This window comes from Brevibacillus sp. YAE8, assembly GCF_057543335.1.
Map to the genome: position 1 here is coordinate 19533 of NZ_BAAIYG010000010.1, position 18870 is coordinate 38402.

The 18870-nt window shown below is 55.4% G+C and carries 19 protein-coding genes; 8 read left to right on the forward strand and 11 right to left on the reverse strand.

The window, feature by feature from the left end:
- Positions 1–19: 19 nt before the first annotated feature.
- From AC27IT_RS14270 to AC27IT_RS14280, 3 genes are all read right to left on the reverse strand, one after another.
- Entirely contained in the window at positions 20–1354 is a 1335-nt protein-coding gene (locus AC27IT_RS14270) for an ammonium transporter (RefSeq protein WP_007783402.1), read from the reverse strand.
- A gap of 123 nt (positions 1355–1477) precedes the next feature.
- Positions 1478–2725: an MFS transporter gene (locus AC27IT_RS14275; protein ID WP_007783400.1), complete on the reverse strand. Its 1248-nt coding sequence runs from the start codon at positions 2723–2725 to the stop codon at positions 1478–1480.
- A 163-nt stretch (positions 2726–2888) separates the two neighbouring features.
- Positions 2889–3047: a hypothetical protein gene (locus AC27IT_RS14280; RefSeq protein ID WP_007783398.1), complete on the reverse strand. Its 159-nt coding sequence runs from the start codon at positions 3045–3047 to the stop codon at positions 2889–2891.
- Positions 3048–3201: 154 nt separating this feature from the next.
- Between AC27IT_RS14280 and AC27IT_RS14285 the strand changes: the two genes are divergently transcribed.
- Both AC27IT_RS14285 and AC27IT_RS14290 read left to right on the forward strand, forming a co-directional pair.
- Positions 3202–3540: a toprim domain-containing protein gene (locus AC27IT_RS14285; RefSeq protein ID WP_005829999.1), complete on the forward strand. Its 339-nt coding sequence runs from the start codon at positions 3202–3204 to the stop codon at positions 3538–3540.
- Between the two features lie 80 nt (positions 3541–3620).
- A complete protein-coding gene (locus AC27IT_RS14290; RefSeq protein ID WP_005830001.1) occupies positions 3621–3827 on the forward strand; it encodes a hypothetical protein in 207 nt (68 codons plus the stop codon).
- Positions 3828–3878: 51 nt separating this feature from the next.
- Here AC27IT_RS14290 and AC27IT_RS14295 read toward each other — a convergent pair whose 3' ends face one another.
- Entirely contained in the window at positions 3879–4658 is a 780-nt protein-coding gene (locus tag AC27IT_RS14295; RefSeq protein ID WP_005830002.1) for an undecaprenyl-diphosphate phosphatase, read from the reverse strand.
- A gap of 191 nt (positions 4659–4849) precedes the next feature.
- On the opposite strand from AC27IT_RS14295, the gene AC27IT_RS14300 reads away from it, so the two are divergent.
- Entirely contained in the window at positions 4850–5761 is a 912-nt protein-coding gene (locus AC27IT_RS14300) for a CvfB family protein (protein ID WP_005830003.1), read from the forward strand.
- A 100-nt stretch (positions 5762–5861) separates the two neighbouring features.
- Here AC27IT_RS14300 and AC27IT_RS14305 read toward each other — a convergent pair whose 3' ends face one another.
- The 3 genes from AC27IT_RS14305 to AC27IT_RS14315 are packed head-to-tail and all read right to left on the reverse strand — an operon-like array spanning position 5862 to position 9289.
- Entirely contained in the window at positions 5862–7805 is a 1944-nt protein-coding gene (locus AC27IT_RS14305) for a TRAP transporter permease (protein ID WP_025845407.1), read from the reverse strand.
- Positions 7802–8335: a DUF1850 domain-containing protein gene (locus AC27IT_RS14310; protein WP_005830006.1), complete on the reverse strand. Its 534-nt coding sequence runs from the start codon at positions 8333–8335 to the stop codon at positions 7802–7804. Before AC27IT_RS14310 ends, AC27IT_RS14305 begins: the two co-directional genes overlap by 4 nt.
- Positions 8336–8341: 6 nt before the next feature.
- The gene (locus AC27IT_RS14315) at positions 8342–9289 is read right to left on the reverse strand and encodes a TAXI family TRAP transporter solute-binding subunit (protein WP_005830008.1); all 948 of its coding nucleotides are present in this window, start codon (positions 9287–9289) and stop codon (positions 8342–8344) included.
- Positions 9290–9633: 344 nt separating this feature from the next.
- Here AC27IT_RS14315 and AC27IT_RS14320 point away from each other — a divergent pair, with 344 nt between their 5' ends.
- Positions 9634–10566, forward strand: coding sequence for a response regulator (locus tag AC27IT_RS14320; protein ID WP_005830010.1), 933 nt, complete (start codon positions 9634–9636; stop codon positions 10564–10566).
- Positions 10567–10628: 62 nt separating this feature from the next.
- Positions 10629–11684, forward strand: coding sequence for a tetraprenyl-beta-curcumene synthase family protein (locus tag AC27IT_RS14325; RefSeq protein WP_025845411.1), 1056 nt, complete (start codon positions 10629–10631; stop codon positions 11682–11684).
- An 11-nt stretch (positions 11685–11695) separates the two neighbouring features.
- Here AC27IT_RS14325 and AC27IT_RS14330 read toward each other — a convergent pair whose 3' ends face one another.
- Positions 11696–11869, reverse strand: coding sequence for a DUF5325 family protein (locus AC27IT_RS14330; RefSeq protein ID WP_005830013.1), 174 nt, complete (start codon positions 11867–11869; stop codon positions 11696–11698).
- 118 nt (positions 11870–11987) lie between these two features.
- On the opposite strand from AC27IT_RS14330, the gene AC27IT_RS14335 reads away from it, so the two are divergent.
- Together AC27IT_RS14335 and AC27IT_RS14340 are read left to right on the forward strand one after the other, a co-directional pair.
- Positions 11988–12608, forward strand: coding sequence for a PilZ domain-containing protein (locus AC27IT_RS14335; RefSeq protein ID WP_005830015.1), 621 nt, complete (start codon positions 11988–11990; stop codon positions 12606–12608).
- A 443-nt stretch (positions 12609–13051) separates the two neighbouring features.
- Complete coding sequence (locus tag AC27IT_RS14340) at positions 13052–13498, forward strand: PQQ-dependent sugar dehydrogenase (RefSeq protein ID WP_005830018.1); 447 nt, start codon at positions 13052–13054, stop codon at positions 13496–13498.
- On the opposite strand, the gene AC27IT_RS14345 is transcribed toward AC27IT_RS14340, so the two are convergent.
- The 3 genes from AC27IT_RS14345 to AC27IT_RS14355 are packed head-to-tail and all read right to left on the reverse strand — an operon-like array spanning position 13470 to position 17640.
- Complete coding sequence (locus AC27IT_RS14345) at positions 13470–14717, reverse strand: MFS transporter (protein ID WP_025845414.1); 1248 nt, start codon at positions 14715–14717, stop codon at positions 13470–13472. The two genes, AC27IT_RS14340 and AC27IT_RS14345, sit on opposite strands and share 29 nt — an antisense overlap.
- Before the next feature lie 59 nt (positions 14718–14776).
- Positions 14777–15919 (reverse strand): winged helix-turn-helix domain-containing protein, encoded by a 1143-nt coding sequence (locus tag AC27IT_RS14350; RefSeq protein WP_025845416.1) that lies wholly within the window; start codon positions 15917–15919, stop codon positions 14777–14779.
- Positions 15910–17640 carry a sigma-54 interaction domain-containing protein gene (locus AC27IT_RS14355; RefSeq protein WP_283858732.1) on the reverse strand — a complete coding sequence of 577 codons (1731 nt, stop codon included), beginning with the start codon at positions 17638–17640 and terminating at the stop codon, positions 15910–15912. The genes AC27IT_RS14350 and AC27IT_RS14355 overlap by 10 nt, the downstream gene beginning before the upstream one ends.
- Positions 17641–17877: 237 nt before the next feature.
- Between AC27IT_RS14355 and AC27IT_RS14360 the strand changes: the two genes are divergently transcribed.
- Positions 17878–18798, forward strand: coding sequence for a proline dehydrogenase family protein (locus AC27IT_RS14360; RefSeq protein ID WP_005830024.1), 921 nt, complete (start codon positions 17878–17880; stop codon positions 18796–18798).
- The last annotated feature ends 72 nt before the right edge of the window (positions 18799–18870 follow it).

Here is an 18870-nt window from a genome sequence, read left to right on the forward strand (position 1 = left end):
CCGGATACGCGCTACCTGCTCAGGTGAGAGTGTGAGAGGTGCCGCTTTGCTGGGACGCAGAGGGTCGAATGCGCTCGGGCTGCAGTAGTTCGGGATAACCGTATCCCCCGTGTTCGCTAAGGTCAAGGCCAACCACCTCTTCTTCTTCTGTGACTCGAAGTCCGATAGTCGCTTTCAGGATGGACAAAATGACGTACGCTACAACAAACACATAAGCCATGGAGCCTGCGAGGCCAAGCGCCTGTACACCGAGCTGGTGCAGCCCGCCGCCGTAAAACAGTCCGGCGCCGCCTACCCCGACTTTTTCCGCAAGCTCCGGCGTAGCGAACAGGCCAGTGGACAGCGTGCCCCAGATTCCGGCTACGCCGTGAACGGAAAAGGCGAAGACCGGATCGTCAATTCCCATGCGATCGAACCAGATGGAAGTATAGAATGTAAGAATACCTGACACTGCGCCGATCACGACGGCAGCCCACGGCTCGACGAATGCGCACGAAGCAGTGATGGCGACGAGAGCGGCCAGAACGCCGTTCAGCATGCTCGGGATGTCAGCTTTGCCCATGACGATCCAGGAAATGGCGAGGGCGGCGACAGCGCCTGCTGCTGTAGCGAGATTGGTCGTAACGGCGACATAGCCGAAAAAGCCGGAGGTGCTGCCGAGCGTGGAGCCTGCGTTGAAGCCGAACCAGCCGATCCACAGAAACAGCACGCCGAGCACGGAGTACACCTGGTTGTGGCCGGGGATCAAATTGGAGCTGCCGTCACGGTTGTATTTGCCGATGCGCGGCTTCAACAGAACGGTAGCGACGAGTGCGACGATGGCGCCTTGCAGATGGACAACCGTGGAGCCGGCGAAGTCTTGCATGCCGAGCTGGGCGAGCCAGCCTCCACCCCAGACCCAGTGGCCGACGACAGGATAGATGAGGACGGTAAACAATACGCTGAAAATAAAGTAAACGGACAGCTTGGCACGCTCGGCAAAACCGCCCCAGGCGATCGCCAGCGAAACCGCCGCGAAGGCGAGCTGGAAGAGGAAGAGAATCGAGATCGGAACCGTAGCGGCAGAGAAGGCGGAGAAAGCGTCCTTTTGCAAGCCGTCGAAGAAAAAGCCGGATAAGCCGATGAAGGAGTTGCCGTCGCCAAAAGTCAGACCGAAGCCGAACGCCCAAAAGGCGATGGAGCAAATGCCGAAGGTGAGGACGGTTTTGCCTGCGACGTGGCCTGCGTTTTTCATCCGGGTCGATCCGGCCTCAAGCAAGGCAAACCCTACTTGCATGAGAATGACCAAAATGGCCGAGACCATGACCCATGTGGCATCAATGGCGGACGATAGATCAGTGAGAGTCGGTTCCATTCATTCCACTCCTTTTATGTCAGGTATTCTGACATTCATTTTATTTATGTCAGATTATATGACACGTAAAAACGGAATGCAATTCTTTTTTCACAAAGAAACAGAAAACACCAATCCTTCTGTCTACACAGAGGCGGATTGGTGTTGTTGGCGCGAATTTCGTTGGTCGATAAAAAATCCTGTCGCAGACATCGCGGCGAGAAACAGCCCGCTGATGAAAAAGAGCTGTTCTACTGGCCAGCTTCCCAGCCAGATGGCGCCAAGGCTGCTCGACAGCATCGAGAAGAACGTAAAGATCAGCATGTTGATCGCAAAAATTTTGCCTGTGCTGCTGCTGGCGGCCTTGATCTGGATCGCCGTGACGGTCGGGATGCCGATGAACGGTCCGCCGACCCCGGCTACGGCTGCTCCGAGAAAAGCGAGCCAATGCACCGTGCCTCCTGTGGCGAGCAGGAGAAAGCCGCCTGCTTGCAGCGTCCAGCCGATGAGAATGACCAGCAAGTAGCGCGTATAGTACGCCCGCGACATGTACAGGCTGCCGAGCAGGTTGCCCACGCCGTAAAAGCCCATCAGCATCGCCAGCGTACTCCCGTCCCCTTGCTGGATGCGTTCCGCGAGAAAAGGAAAGCCGACACTGTAGCACACCTGCCAGACGAGAAAGCCCATATTGCTAAACAGCAAGACCAGGAGCAGCAGTCGGCTTTTGCGCAATTCCCGCACCCCTTCCGCGATGTCGCGCACGTACTGGCCGGGAGTCATTTTCGCTGCGGAGGCTGTCGCCTGATCGTGCAGGGAGACGCGAAGTGCATACAGGAAAACGACAGAGAGCATGTAGCTGGCGGCATTGACGAAAAACAGGGTGGAGAGCGGCACGGCTGCGGCAATCAGCCCGATCGTCATCGGCGCTGCAATCCGGACGGTGCGAAAGGTCGTGTCCAAAATCGCGTTTGCCCGCCCCAGTTGTTCAACCGAAACGACAGACTTGAGCGCAACTGTGCGTGCGGGCTGAAACAGGCTGGAAAACAGCCCGAGCAAAAATTGCGCCACGAGAAAAAAGGCAAACTGCTCGATGCCCATAGCAGCCATGATCCCGACGCCGATCGCTACAAATATGCGGGCGACGTCAGCGCCGACCATCAGCAGGCGGGGGCTGTACCGATCCGCAAGCACGCCGCCGATCAGGTAAAAAAGCAGTCCGGCCACCATTTCCGGGATCGCTAGCAGGCTGAGTGCCGTTCCCGACTTGGTCGCCTGCAGCAAATACCAGAGCAGGGCGAAGCTGTAGCATTGATCTCCGACGTTGGCTGTCAATTGCGCCAGCCACAGCTTCAAAAACGAGCGGTTTTTCCATAAGACCGAGGATGAGTCCACGTGTAATCTCTCCGTCATGGTACGTAGTCAAAAGATTTTGATCTAAGCGTAGCAAGGCGGAGAGGGAAAGTAAAGAAGCGATCAGACGATTGGCTGTCCGTTTCAACCAGAGGCGCGCTCCGTTCATGAAAAACGGCTTCCGGAAAGAAGCCGCTGAAAAAATTTACCCTTGGGTGCTGTTGTTTTGCTCGTTGTGCTGCTGTTGTCGGGAAGAGCCTTGGTTGTTGTCGGTATGCGTGTCGTCCGCAACGGTGCTGCTGGTCAGTCCGGCTACAGCCAAACCTTTCTGGTTCAAGTTTTTCGCGCTTTTGAACTTGGACATGGTGCTTCCCCCTTCATCATCTGGCTTCTGTTTTACGATGCCTAGCCAGCGGCAGAAGTAATCGTCCCACATTTTCCCGCAGAGCGGCTGTCTATGTGGAAGCGTAAGATATACTATAGAGAAAAGAGGTTTGTGTAAAAAAGGAGGGGATGGCATGGGAGGATGTGTCATTATCGTGGAAGGGAAGACAGACAAGGAGCAACTGCTCCGCGTACTGGCAGAGCCTGTGACCATCTACTGCACATACGGCTCCTACAGCCAGGAAAAAGGCGAACAGCTTTTGGCGCAAGCGGAATCGGCAGACGAAGTGTACCTGTTTACCGATGAAGATGACAGCGGCAAAAAACTGCGGGCGAGCTTGTCCGACGATTTCCCGCACGCTGTGCATCTCTACACCCCGAAAATGTACAGGGAAGTGGCGAGCACGCCGTTGCCTGTGTTGGCTGAAATATTGGAGCGGGCCGGATTTGCCGTGGTAAACCTCGATTCCTGATGCTGGAAAGCCGTCAGGGGATAAAACACCTCGCCATCGGCTATAACAGTAGTAGATGGATTGGTGGAGGTGCAAGGCAATTGCGCGGCTTGATGACCTTTTTAAATCGCATGAACATCCTGATGTGGCTGCTGGGCATTTTCATTGCTCATGCGCTGCTCTATCTCGCGCTGGGTACAGCGACCTGGCTGGCGACGTCCCTCTTGGCTACCGCCTTCTACGGCATTATTTTGCTCGTAGGCAAACTGGTCGCCAGCCGTTACCCTGACAAGGAAGAAAGCAGATGAAAAGCCGGCTTTGGCGCAGCCGGCTTTTTCCTTTTTCCACTTTTCTCCTGACTACCAGCCGAAAAACTGGAGGGCGAGAATCAAAGCGCCCAATACCCAGACGTAGACAGCGAAACCCTTCATCGAGCCTGTGCTGATAATTTTCAGCATCCAGCGAATGGCGACGTACCCGGCCAGTCCGGCACACATCGTTCCGACGAGCATCGGGATGAGCAGCGCGGTATCGAGCGGGGCAGCCGCCAGCTTGGCTGTTTGCAGCACGCATGCCCCCAGGATGGCAGGCAAGGAAATCAAAAAAGAAAAGCGCGCGGCGTCGGCGCGGTCGATTCCGCGCATGAGCGCTCCGGCGATCGTCAGCCCCGAACGGGAAATCGCGGGCAAGATCGCAGCCCCTTGCAGCGTGCCGATGATGAGCGCATCCGTGTAGCGAATGTCGTCGAATTTGCGCTCGCCCCGTCGCATGGATTCAACGGCCCACAAAATGGCGCCCGTGGCGAGAAACTCCCAGCCGATGGTGATTCCGGTGCGCGAAATCTCCTCGAAGTAGTCTTCGAACAAAAGCCCGATCGCCGCCGTAGGAATCGTGCCGACGACGAGCAGCTTCGTCAGCTTGGAAAACGGGTTTAAGACGATGTAGCGAATCTGCGGCCAAAATACAATCACGACAGCGATCAGCGTCCCGAAATGCAGCATCGTGTCGAAGAGCAGACCGACTTCCTGCATGCCGAACAGCTTTCTGAACAAGACGAGATGGCCTGTACTGGAGATCGGCAAAAACTCCGTCAATCCCTGGACGATTCCGAGGAAAATATGTTCCAAGAGAACGAGCATGGACATAGGTCACTCCTGTCTGTTGGCAAAATGAAACCGGGTACAAGCCGGGCCTTACTGTCATATGTATGTTCACGGAGACAAGACTTGCCTTTTGGGGGCGGCCTGAGCAAAAAAAAGTTGTGGTATTTTCCCGGCCGGGATGGGTATAGTTAGTGTGCATATAGGAAGAGAGTGAGGAAGAAACAACCATGCACAAAAAGAAAAAACGCGAGCCGCAGTTGGCTGCGACGGGAAGCCTGCAGGCGGGCATGACGCTTACCATGACAGTGGCGCGCAAAACGGAGATCGGCTATTTTTTGCGCGAGGGCAACGATGAAGTGTTTTTGCATGAAAAGGAAGCGCATGAGCGTCTGCATGTAGACGATGAAGTAGAAGTGTTTTTGTACCACGACCACGAAAATCGGCTGGCAGCGACGATGGACATGCCTTATGTCAGCATGGGAGAGTACGGCTGGCTGGAGGTCGTGGATGTATCGCCGCGGATGGGCGTGTTTTTGGACAACGGGATCAAAAAAGATTTGCTGCTGTTTGTCGATGACCTGCCAAAGCTCGCCGATGAATGGCCGCGCCCGCGCGATCAAATATTGGTGACATTGAAGCAGGACAAGCTCGGACGGCTGCTCGCCAAGCCTGTAACCGAAGCGGAAGTGACGAAAATCGCCGTGCCCGCTGACGAAAGCATGCGAAACAAGCAGGTGGAAGGTACCGTCTACAAGGTCATTGCAGCAGGGGCGTTTTTGCTGACAGAGGACGACCATATTTTGTTTATCCACCGCGACGAGATGGTAGGCCGCCTGCGCTTGGGCCAGACGATTCGCTGCCGCATCAGCTACGTGCGCGAAGACGGGCGGCTGAACGGCTCGATGAAGGAGCGCAAGGAAGTGCAGTACGGCGAGGATGCGGACAAGCTCTTGCGCTATTTGATTAATCGTGACGGGGCCATGCCTTACACGGACAGTACGGAAGCCGATATCATCCGCGAAAAATTCCAGATGAGCAAGTCCAGCTTCAAACGGGCGCTCGGCAAGCTCATGAAGGAGCGCCGCGTGGAACAGGTTGACGGCTGGACGAAAATCATCCGCCGCGACGACGAAAAATAACAAATCCCTCCCCCGCGCCCTTTGCTTGCTGCAAGCAGAGGGGACGCGCCGGGAGGGATTTTTCAATTTAGCATGGGAAGCATGCGCGAAAGCCGTCCGGCTAGGGAGTGACTTGCACCTGCTGCTTTTGCTTGCGGCTTTTGTAGTAGGAGAAGCAAAAACCGAGCGCGAGCAGGATGAAGCCAGGAATGTCAGTCGCGAGGCCGGGAATGACGGCAAGCACACCTCCGGCGACCGCGAGCAGCCGCTCCAGCAGATTCATTTTTGCCATCCAGTATCCGATCAGCCCTGCCCCGACCCCGATCATGCCGACGGTAGAAGTAAACATCACCCAGAGCGACTCGGTAAAAGTCGTATCAATCAGCAAAAGCGCAGGCGAGACGACGAAAATATAAGGAGCCATGAAGGCGGCGATGGCAAGTCGGGTGGACTCCACTCCGGTGAGAATCGGCTTGGACTTGGCGATGCCCGATGCGGCGAAGGCGGCCAGCGCGACAGGCGGCGTAATGTCAGCCACGATCCCGAAGTAAAACGTGAACATATGGGCGGCGATCGCGGGCACGCCCAACTGGATCAGCGCGGGAGCGGCAATGGTTGAGGTGATGATGTAATTCGCGGTAGTCGGCGTCCCCATGCCCAAGATCAAGGAAGCGATCATCGTGAAAAACAGCGTGAGGAACAATTGCCCGCCTGCCAGGTCGATCAGTCCGTTCGCCAGCTTGAGCCCGATGCCCGTCAGAGTGATCGTACCGACGATGATTCCCGCGCAAGCCGTCGCCGCCACGACGCCGAGAGCGACGCGGGCGCCAGAGGCGAGCGCTTCGAGGATGTCGGCAACCGACATGCGCGTCTCTTTGCGAAAAGCGCCGACTGCGACGGTTGAGACGATTCCGATGATGGCGGAGTTTTCGGCGGAAATATTCATCATCAAGGCGGCGATGATAATGGCGATCGGCAGGAGTAGATACATTTTTTTCAGCACGGCTTTTTTGTCGGGCAGCTCTTCCTGTGTCAAGCCGCGCAGGCCGAGCCGCTTCGCTTCGAAGTGCGTCATGATCCAGATGCCCACGAAAAACAGGATCGCGGGCAAAGCCGCGGATTTGGCAATCTCCAGGTACGGCACGCCGATGAACTCCGCCATCAGAAAGGCGGCGGCCCCCATGACGGGCGGCATAATCTGTCCGCCTGTGGAAGAGGACGCTTCGACGGCTGCGGCAAATTCCGAGCGGTAGCCGAGCCGCTTCATCATCGGGATGGTGAAGGCGCCAGAGGTGACGACATTGGCGACGGAGCTGCCGCTGATCGTCCCTTGCAAGGCGCTGGAAAACACCGCTACCTTGGCCGGGCCGCCGATTCGTCTGCCGGCAATGACGAGCGACAAATCGTTGAAATACTCGCCTACCCCTGTCTTTTCCAGAAACGCGCCGAACAGCACGAACAGGAAAATGAACGTCGACGAGACGGCGAGCGGCGTGCCCAATATCCCTTCCAACGTGTAGTAGCTGTGGCCGATAATCCGGTCGAGGTCGCTGCCGCGATGCTGCAAAAAGCCCGGCATGTACGGGCCGAGATACGTGTAGACGAGAAAAATGACGGCGATCAGGGTGATCGGGATGCCGACCACGCGGCGCGCCGCTTCCAGCACGAGCAGGATGGCGATTCCGCCTACAGCCATGTCCAATGTCGTGTAGTTGCCCGTCCGCGTGACCAGTCCCTCATAATCAAACACCCAGTACATCGTGACGGCTACGCCCAGGAGAGCGAGAACGATGTTGACGAGCCCGACCTTTCCTTTGTCGCCCTTGGCGGTTCCTGAGTAGAGCAGGTAGACGAGACAAAGTCCAAACGCCAGATGGATCGGCCGATGGATTTGCGGCGGGAGGACGAGGAAAAGCGTGCTGGAAAGCTGGTAGAGGGAAAAGAGGACCAACAGGCAAAAGGTGATCCATTTCATCGGCCCGGCGAGCTGGCGTGTGGCGGATTCCTTGTCGTATTGCGCGATGAGTTTTTCCACTTCCTGCTGGTTGATGTTCGTTGTACTCATTCGTAACCTCCTAACTCGCTTAAAATGGATCGCTTTTCCGCCTGAATGACGACAGCCTCTCCGGGCTTGCCAATCGAGCGAAGCGGCAGCTCTTGTCCGGCGAAAAGCAACGTATGATTCGCCCGAACCTGTCCGATAAACAGATGGAGCGCGGGGAAGGCGCGGTGCATGTTGCGCACTTCGAACTGTCCGTCTGCGAGCGCCAGCTCCTCGCCTGCGGCAAGTTCGTTTTCCATGCCAATGCCGTAGTCGTGAAAGCGGAGCTTAACGAGGACAATCTGCCCGGCTTCCAGACGATAGCGCTCTTCGACGGTAGAACGATGAATAGAATGAGTCCAGCGAATGCCGAAGGAGCCGTCCTGCGCGATGCGGTGGCTCCAGAGAACTTCGTTGCTCGTGCTGTCGCGCACCACCAAGACGGGAAAAAGCGGGATGACAGCGACGATGACGAGCAAAAGCAAAGCCAGGAAGGAGAAAAGGCGGAACAGATTCCGCCTCTCTCCAAAAGCCGCAGACCGGATTGCAGCCATACGCTGTTACTTCACGCCTTTTTCGTCAAAGTACTTTTTTGCCCCGGGATGGATCGGAATGCTGACGCCGCTGAGCACGCTGTCGAGCTTGATCTCCTTGGCCTTGGCGTGGCCGAGCTTGTCGGTGTTATCGAAAATCGCCTTTGTCACCTTGTACACGAGGTCTTCGTCGAGATCGGAGCGGATCAGCAGCATGGATTTGACGGACACGGTCGTGACTTCCTCGGGAACGGTCTGGTACGTATTCGCAGGAACGGTTGTTTTGACGTAGTAAGGGTATTTGGCGATAATCGCGTCGATCTTGTCGTTGTCGATCGGAATGATTTTCACGCCTGTCGTGGCAGCCAGCTCGGTGATGGCGGCAGTTGGAGTCCCGGCAGTCTGGAACGCGGCGTCGAGCTTGCCGTCCTGGATCGCCTTGGCCGAGTCGGCAAACGAGAGCCGCTGCAACTGCGTATCGTCGAATGTCAGCCCGTACGCCTCCAAAATTTGCTGGGCGTTGATCTCCGTACCGCTGCCCGGAGCGCCGACAGAGACGCGCTTTCCTTTCAGATCGGCTACGCTTTTGATGTTGCTGTCAGCCGAGACGACGATCTGGATCGTCTCGTCGTACAGAGCGCCCAAAGCCTGGAACGAATCTATTTTGCCATCTTGCTGAAACATGTTCGTTCCCGCTGCGGCGTATTCGGCGATGTCGTTTTGCGTAAAGGCGATATCCGCTTTTTTGTCGCGAAGCAGCCGGATGTTCTCGGCAGAGGCGCCCGTAGCCTGCGCTGTGGCTGTCACGCCGGCGTTTTTCGTGATATGGTCGGCCATTCCGCCGCCGAGCGGATAGTACGTGCCGCCTGTGCCGCCTGTCGCGATCACCAGTTGCTGGCTGCCGCCGCCACATGCGGTCATCCAGGCCATGGAGAGAAGCAAGATGAGCGAGAAGAGAACAGAACGCTTTTTCAAAAACAATTCCCCCTTGTCAGAAAATTATGTATATATCGTTCATTACGAATTGTAAGGGGACGACTAGAAAAAACTACAATAACCTATAGAAAAATATAGTAAAATAGGAAAGGCAGTGCTTCCCCATCTTCGTCTTGTGCAGAACAGATTGGATCAGGGTAATTATCTTTTTATTTTGAAAAATTATGCTTGCCGCCATCTTTGTCAGTCCTGGTTTTTCGTACGGTGTTTTTGTATCGACTTTCGCTCTTTCACGTTAATACGCTGCATCATCGGCCATGCACAAGAAAAATACCCGCGACGGTTTGCCAGTCGCGAGTCTGATTCGAAAAAGGGGTGGACGGATGCGCTACTTCATCGTGGACGACGATGCTGCTGTGCGATTCATGCTCGCTCAAATCGTTGAAGATGCCGATTTGGGAGAGGTGTGCGGGGAAGCGGAGGACGGCTCCCTCGTTGACCATGATTTTTTGAGTTGGAAGCAGGTGGACATTTTACTGATCGACATGCTGATGCCCAAGCGGGATGGCATCGAGACGATCCGGCAGTTGAACCGCTACACAGGAAAAATCGTCATGATCTCGCAGATCGAGTCGAAAGAGCTGATCGCGGAGGCGTATTCGCTCGGGATTGAATACTACGTGACGAAGCCTGTGAATCGGCTGGAGGTCATCAGCGTATTGCAAAAGGTGCGGGAGCGAATCTTGCTGCAGCAATCCATCGAGGGCATCCAGCGCACCCTGCATGTATTGTCTGCGCAGACGGCTTTCACGCGGCCTGTCGAGCACGCCTATTCGGAGCGGAGCATTTTGTCTTCGGCCACCTTTCTTTTGACCGAGCTTGGCGTCATCAGCGAAAAAGGGAGCAAAGATTTGCTGGCGATGATGGAAATTTTGCATCGCTTCGAAAAGGACAACGGCACCGAGGCGAAGCTCCCTTCGCTGCGCGACATGTTCGCCGCCGTGGCGGAGCGCAAGCTGGGAACAGGAGCGGCTGCCTTGATCCAGAAAGAGAGCAAAGCAGCCGAGCAGCGAGTGCGAAGAGTGATCTATCAAGCTTTGACGCACCTCGCCTCTCTCGGGCTGACCGATTTTGGCCACCCGAAGTTTGAAAGCTACGCGGCCCTGTTTTTTGATTTCACGGAAGTCCGCAAGCGCATGCGCGAGCTGGAAAACCAGGTGGAAATGTCGATTCCTCCCACCCGCATTCACACGAAAAAATTCATCTACGTCCTCTACATGGAAGCAAAAAGAAGGCTAGGGGTATTGCAAGGGTGACTTTTGGAGTGCGCATGCAAATGTGGTAAGATATTTCTATTGTTGTTTTGGGAGGGAAGCATGTGAGCGAACTACGCAATCCATGGCAGTTACTATATCGGGTCTATCGTCATGTTCAGCCTGTTCTGGAGCGGGAGTTTGCAGCCTGGTACGAGCGAGCCCAGGCGATTCCCAACCCGGAGCTCAGGAAGCAGGCGCAGGACAGCATGAACTCCAAAAAATTTCATTGCCAGGGAGGATGCGTCTACGCCGCGCAGGTCATCCCGTACGTGGAGACGATCGTGCCGTTGATCGTCGCTTACCAGACGATCAGCGACTATCTGGACAATTTGTGCGATCGCAGCACTTCACTGGACCCAAAAGACTTTCGGCAACTGCATTTCTCGATGCAGGATGCGCTGACACCTGGAGCGCCGTTGCGCGATTACTACCAATACCGCGAGGACAAGGATGACGGGGGCTTTTTGGCCGGATTGGTGCAAACCTGTCAGCGGTATGCAGCACAGTTGCCCGCTTACAGCAAGATTCAGCCGCAAGTGCTCGTCTTTTCCTGTTTGTACAGCGATCTGCAAGTGCACAAGCACATCGCCCAGCATTTGCGCGAGGGCGAGCTTTTGGCCTGGTGGGATGAGTACAAGGAGCGATACGACTATTTGCAATGGCAGGAGTTTGCGGCGGTAACAGGCTCGACGATCGGGATTTTTGCCCTGTTTTGCCTGGCGACAGAGGACGATGTCAGCGAGGAGACGATCAACACGGTCAGCGAGGCTTATTTTCCGTGGCTTTGCGGATTACATATACTGCTGGATTACTTGATTGATTTGGAGGAAGACAGACTGGGCGGGGACTTGAACTTCGTAAGCTACTACGATTCCGAGCAGGTGGCGACGGAGCGCTTGCAATTTTTCATTAAACAAGCAAAGGCAAGCGTTAAACGCTTGCCAAATCCTGCATTTCACCGTATGATCGTGGACGGGCTGGTCGCATTTTATCTGGCTGATCGCAAAGTAAACCGCAGTCAGCCACACATTTATACTATCGCTAGACAACTGCTGAAACAGGCAAAAGGTTTGCCATCTGTTCTGTTTTACGTGAACAGCCTGCTTGTACGGCGATAACGGAGAAGAGGTTAGCGCATATGCTTGCGCTTGTACGAAAAGCCAAATCCCATCAATGAGAAGGCAACAACGATACAACCAAGGATGCCGAGGGGGCTTTTTTCCCCGATGGAAATGCCAACTCCGATGAGACAGGCGGTTACGCAAAATGCCAAAGCCAGTGTTACCATTTGATAACGATTCATCGGTTTGTAACCTCCTATCTGTCAATGTTCCCATTATACCTTATTTTCCGCGAAAAGCATCTAGGGAAAGATTCCGGAAAACCTAGTAAATTACTGTACGAAGTGGTGGAGAACGTAGATGGAAAGCATTATACAAATTAGAAAAGGGAATCAATTGGTGGAAGGCCATGTGACATATGAAGAAGGAGACTTGATCGAAGCGGTTTTCCCCCGTCACCTGGAAGTGACTGTCGGCGATCAGATTCCTTGCTTGTTGACCGCTGATTATGAAACCATCAGCAATTTTGATGCCGTCGTGGTGGCGAAGGACAAAAATCGGCTGTTTTTGTTCCATTCGCCTACGATCAGCGAGTTCCGCGAGCAGCGTAGGCGCTATCCCCGCTTCGACATGGAGGTAAAAGGCTGGGTGCAATATCCGACTCAGGAGCCGGATTCGTTTTTTTCCGTGTACAGTCAAATGGCCTATTTGGTGAACTTGAGCCTTGGAGGACTGGCGTTTCGGGCAGACAAGCCCGTCCCGATCGACCAGGCCATTGTGTTTTCTTTTGAGCTGTACGGACGAAACAGGCCGGACGGGGTAGTAAAGGCAGAGCTGCAAGTCATTCACGAACGGATTGAAGGCCCCCACTACTTTTACGGCTGCACGATCAAAGCAATCACGGCCCGGCACTTCCACAATTTGCGCAAGTACATTTTGCACAGGCAAATCGAGGAACGCAGGCAAGTGAAAATCGAATAATTTTTTCGCGAATTGGTCAACGGGACCAATTTTTTTTTGCAATCAGGCCGCTTCGTTAGAAATGATTGGGGTAGTGGCGATGGGGGCGTCTTCGGATTTAGGGGGCAGGTTTTTTGTTCAGCAAAAAGAGGAACAAAAACGTTGGCTCGCGAAGCTTTGTCTGTATAACGTCATTTTCATTCTGATCTTTCAGTCTTTTGTCCGTTTTGAAGTGTCCGTTCATTTGCTTGCCGTCATCGTGCTGCATGGGAGCGGGCGGCTGTTGGCACGGAACAAGTTCTCTTGTCCATGTGGGAGCCGATGTACGCAAAGCGGTTCGGCCATCACAGGCAGTTTGTTTGCTGGCGAGGCTCTTTTGCCCGGGCTGGACAAGCGCCGGACGAACGAATCCGAGCGAAAATGCTGCCTGATTCGCACTGGATCAAACCCAAAGGAGGGATGGCATGAAAAGAATCGCGAGGTGGTACAGCTCCGAGCACGGCCCGTCGGCGCACGATGAACTGAACCGGATCGAGCCAAAAGGAAACTACGGCTGGCCCGCGATCACGGGCGATCAGGAGCAGCAAGGGATGCGAACTCCGATTTGGCAAAGCAAAGACGAGACATGGGCACCGTCTGGCATGGCTTTTGTCCGCAAAGGGCCGTGGGCAGGGCAGTTGCTCATTGCGAACTTGCGCGGTCAGCAACTATTGCGCGTGAAGCTGGACCCTGGCCGCGCCGATGCCGTCACAGAGGCGTCCACGATTTTTGCCAATGAGCTAGGACGCCTGCGCGATGTTGTGGAAGGCCCGGATGGATCGCTCTACCTTTTGACCAACAACCGCGATGGGCGCGGCGAGCCGAGAGACGGGGATGACCGGATCATCCGGCTTGTTTTGCAGCAGCCGTAGCGGCAGTGTCTGCGTCGCGCTTTCCCCAAATCCAGCGCTGCAAAAGAATCGCCCCGCCGCCGACAGCCCCGACCAGCGAGCCGACCCACAAAAAGGCTTGCGCCGGCCCGAGCCAGGTCATCAGTGCGCCGCCCAGTAACGGCGCCACAATAAACGTCGCGCTGGACAGCGAATCAATAATGCCCCTGACTCGGCCGAGTGCGTGCGTGGGCGTTTCTTTTTGCACGAGGTAGTTGGTGCCGACCGAAGTCAGTCCCGTACCGATGCCAGCGAGCAGCGAAGCCGCCAGCAGCCAGTGGATGCCGCCGCCCGGCTGGAACAGGCCGATCCAGGCAAAGCACGCGCCGATCAAAAGCACGCCGCCCCCAAGCACCCAGCCGAACGAGCGAATCGTTTTGCGCCGATGCAACCAGGTGATCGTGACCAAGGCCCCAAGCCCGATCACACTGACGGAATACCCGACGACCTCCGGATGCCCCGGCACTTTTTCCCTGAACACGACAGGCAACTGCGCGTCCGCAAGCTGAATCGCCATCATCGCCAGCAAGGAAAAAAGCGAGCTAAACAGCAAGACGCGGTTTTGCAAAAACACGGCCCAGCCTTCCTGCCAGGCGAGGCGAAACGGAATCGTTTTTTCCCACGAAGCGGGGCGGGGGAGCTTTTTCTCCACGTGGCGAATGGTCAAAAGCAAGACGGCGGAGAGCAGGTAGCTCACGGCATTGATGATGAGGCAGAGCGCTGGTGTCACCATGGCGGCGACCATCCCGCCGATCAGTGGACCGATCAGCTTGCCGCTTTGGAAAACGGCTCCGTTCAGCGAGGTCGCCTGAAGCAGTTGCTCCGGTGCGACGATTTGCCGCGTCAAGGTTTGCTGAGCCGGATCGTTGAAGACGGAAGCGCAGGAGCGCAAGGCGATGACGAGCAGAAACCAGAGCGGATCAGGCATGGCGAGCAACAGCAGGGTGAGGCTCGCCTGAATCAGATTTGCCGCGATCATCATGCGTACTTTATGGACACGATCGGCCAGCACCCCGGCGAATTGTCCGAGCAAAATGCCGGGAGCCGCATACGCAATCGGCAAAAGCGCCATCGTCATCGGATCGGCATGCCAGACGTAGCCCAGGAAGATGGCGACCGCGATAAAGTCGAACCAGTCCCCTAGCGTAGACAGCCCGTAAGCGAAAAGCAGCGTGCGAAACGTCTTGTTTTCGGTAAGCAAAAAAATCCCTCCATCGCTTCGAACTGATTCGATGATAAAAGGGATTTGTCAGAGGCGTATCATAAGAGGGCAGAAAGCTTGTGGACGACCGACTTTTTCAAATGCTCGAACTGGTACTGCACAGCCAAGTCGTGCCACATTTTTTCGTAGCGGCTCTGCCATTTGGCATCGCAAGGGACGTGGCGGAAAAACAGCAGGATGTTGTGCACCGCGTAGATCAGGTGCGGGACAAACTGGGTGGCCCGGATGACTTCGACTCCTTCATCCACCAGCCGCCGCGCTTTGGCGATCTCCTGCTGGCGATACTGGCAAAGCCCTTGCAGCAGCTTGAAGCTGCCCACCTCACGCTGCATCGGCAGCCTGTGCAGGATGGCAAATGCTTGCTGCAGCAGCCCCTCGGCTTTTTCGACCGATCCGGACAGCAGCGCAAGCCATGTTTCGCCCGCCAGCAAAAACAAGGTAAAGCTGTCCGAATCCATCTGCTCGACGATCGTCCGGGCGTGCGCGACCTGCTTTTGCGCCAGCTCCCACTCCCCCATGTTGGCATACAGGGCGACTGCGTTGATTTGCAGTTCATCCTGAAAAATTTGCGGCATGGACGCCTGATGTTTGACGATGGTCTGGAACAGCTTGGCGGTTTGCTCTGCATCCATTTCGGTCATGTGATACAGGTGAAAAAGATAAAACAGCTTTTCCGACAGGGGCGTGTCATCGTCTGCGACAAACCAGGCAAAGTCGCCCGTGACAAAGCGGATGTAGATGGCGTAAAAAGGGTCCAACTGAAAGCCGAGCACTTCCTGGTTGGCCGCGAGAGTTTGCAGGGCCGCGCCCATCCCCATGCCGTGATAGGCGGACAGCATCGTGCGGATACTTTCCGAAAAGTCCTGCTTCCAGGCATGCAACTGGGGCGGCTGATGCTGCTTCCAGCTCAGCCGGTAGCCGACTCCCCGCACTGTGTCGATCGTGAACAGGTGTGACCATTTTTGCAGCTTTTTGCGCAGCCGGTAAATGTGGTCGTCAATCGTGCGGTCAGTCGGGTCCTCCAGCGGCCATACGGCGTCGAGCAGGCTTTCCCGGGAAAAGCTCCGGTTTTTCCACGTGTACAAATATTTCAGCAAAGCGTATTCCTTCGGCAAAAGCACAATGCCTTCCCCGCCGTAGCGAACTTCCAGCTTGTCATCCTCCCAGGCGATCAATTCCATCTGAACGACTCCCCATCAAGACCGTATTTCTTCATCTTATTGTAAAGAGTGCCGCGCGAAATGCCGAGCAGCTCGGCAGCCGCCTTTTTGTTGCCGTACGTGCGCTCCAGAGCGGCGATGACCCGTTCTTTTTCCGTTGGTCCTGCCGGATGGTGCAGGGCAAGCGGAGTGGCCGGGGCCGGATGCAACGCAGCAGGCGCTGTGTACGCACCGCCCAGCGAGGCGAAGGAAGCAGGGGCAATCGGTTCGGGCTGGGAGCGGATGACGCTTGGCAAATGCTCCGGCGAGATGACGCCGTTTTCTTGCAGGATCGACAGCCGTTCGATGACATTGCGCAATTGCCGGATGTTTCCGGGCCAACTGTAGTCGTACAGCGCCTGCATGACTTCGGACGGGATGCGGGGGACGGCTTGCTCGTGCGCGACGGAATACTCGTGGATGAAAATTTGCACCAGCTCCGGCAAATCTTCGCGCCGCGCACGCAGCGGAGGAATCTCCAGCGAAAACACGTTGAGCCGATAGTACAGGTCTTCGCGGAATCGTCCGTCGGCCACCATCTGCTCAAGCTGGCGGTTGGTCGCTGCGATGATCCGGGTATTGACGGTGATCGGCTCGGTTCCGCCTACGCGGTAAAACTGCCGCTCTTGCAGGGCGCGAAGCAGCTTGACCTGCAACTCCAGGGGCAGCTCGCCGATTTCGTCGAGGAAAAGCGTGCCGCCATGCGCCAGCTCCAGCTTGCCGGGCTTGCCTTTTTTCTCCGCCCCCGTAAAAGCTCCGCCCTGATAGCCGAACAGCTCGCTTTCGAACAAGGCAGCCGGAATCGCTCCGCAGTTAATCGCGACAAACGGCTTTTCCCGCCGCCGACTGGCCTGGTGGATCGCTTTGGCAAACAATTCTTTGCCTACGCCGCTCTCGCCGTAGATCAGCACGGTGGCATCGGTCTGCGCGACTTTTTTGGCCGAACTGATGGCAGACTGGATGGGGGCAGAATGCCCTTTGATCGCGTAAAAAGGGTCGTCGGCCGCCTGGAACCTGCTCATTTCCTGCTGCAGATTGTGCAAGTGTGCGGTCGTGTGCGCCAACTCTTCATTCAGGCGGACAAGCTCCGTAATATCTTGCTCGATGGAGATCGCCCCGATGATCTGCCCCCCCTGGCGAATCGGGGCGGCGTTAATCAGGACGTGGCTGTCTGGACGGGGAATGTGGTAAACCCGTTGGACTGACGTGCCTTGGCGCAAGGCGTCGAGGAGCCGGATGGACTCGCTGGCAAAATGCTCGTCGAGTGAAGTGCCCAGCACTTGCTCCCGGTCGATCTCATAAATCGTTTCCGCTGCCCGGTTCCAGTACTGGACGATGTTGTTGGAGTCCACAATCGTAATCGCTTCGCTCATCGTATCCATCAAGGTGCTGAGCAAAACAGACTGGTTTTGGGCCAGGTTGGCAAATGCCTCCAGCAGTTGCTGGGGCAAAACAATCCCTGTTGCACGTCCTGCTTCATCGACAACTGCCAGCGTGGGCAAATGGGCGGAAGCGAGCGCCTGACGGATTTGCCCCAGGCATTGCTCAAGCGTAGCTGTCCGGGGGACGGCAAGCACCTTTACGGCACGCTCGCCTTCTTGCCACACACCTTCTTTTTCGCCTTCGCGTATTTTGACATCGACAGGATTCACGGGAGCGGCCAAGTCAGAGACAACACTATCCATTGAAAAGAGAGGTTTCAAATCGTCACTTCCTATCCACACTAACAGGTAAAAGGAACTGGCTCTTGCCTGCTGCGAATCGTATCTAATCAGAAGTGTACAAGGATAGACACGAAATGTACATATGTGTTGAAAAGTATGTACAGCATTCGTGTTCCGTAACCATTGGCAGAGTCAAATATAGCTTACCAGGATGCGTTGGCATGGTTCATGCTAGTACAAATGACGCAGAGTACGTTGAGGAGGAGACAGTCAACGATGGAACAAGCCATGAAAGATTTTTTCTTATTTTTATCCAAAAACAAAGCACTGAACGCGGCTGCTAAAAAATGGGGCCTGCGCTTCGGGGCCGGCCGCTTTGTATCCGGTGTCACGATTGCAGAAGCCATCGCCGCCGTTCGCAAACTGAACCAGCAAGGTCTTGTGTGCACGCTCGACCATCTGGGGGAATTTGTTTTCAGCCTGGAAGAAGCAAACGAGTCTGCTGACTACTGCATCAAAACGTTGGAAGCGATTCACCAGTCCGGCGTAGACTGCAACCTGTCGCTGAAAATGACCTCGCTCGGCCTGGACATCAGCCGTGAGCTGTGCATGACCAACATGCGCCGCATTCTCGACTCGGCGAAGAAAAACGGCAACATTTTCGTGCGGATCGACATGGAAGACTACGCGCACAACCATGTAACGATGGAAATTTTGAACGAGCTGCTGGAAGAATACGAAAACGTGGGAACCGTGATTCAGGCGTATTTGTACAAGGCATCCGACGACATCGACAGCCTGAAGGACAAAAAAGTGAACTTCCGTCTGGTAAAAGGCGCTTACAAGGAGTCGCCGGAAGTAGCGTACCCGAACAAGGCCGATGTAGACGAAAACTACAAAAAAATCATCAAGCAGCATTTGCTGAACGGCGGATACGCTGCGGTGGCAACCCACGACGACAACATTATCGCCTATGTGAAGCAGTTGGAAAAAGAATACAACATTCCGCGCACCCAGTTTGAATTCCAGATGTTGTACGGCATTCGCACCCAATCCCAAATCGACCTCGCTCGTGAAGGGTACAAAATGCGCGTCTACGTCCCATACGGCAACGACTGGTACGGCTACTTCATGCGTCGTCTGGCAGAAAGCCCGGCAAACGTGAAGTTCGTGCTCAAAGGAATGTTTACGAAGTAAGGCGGGCATGCTAAAGAAGACACCTCCGAAAGAGCTTTCGGAGGTGTTTTGTGTTAGGATGGAGCAAGAATT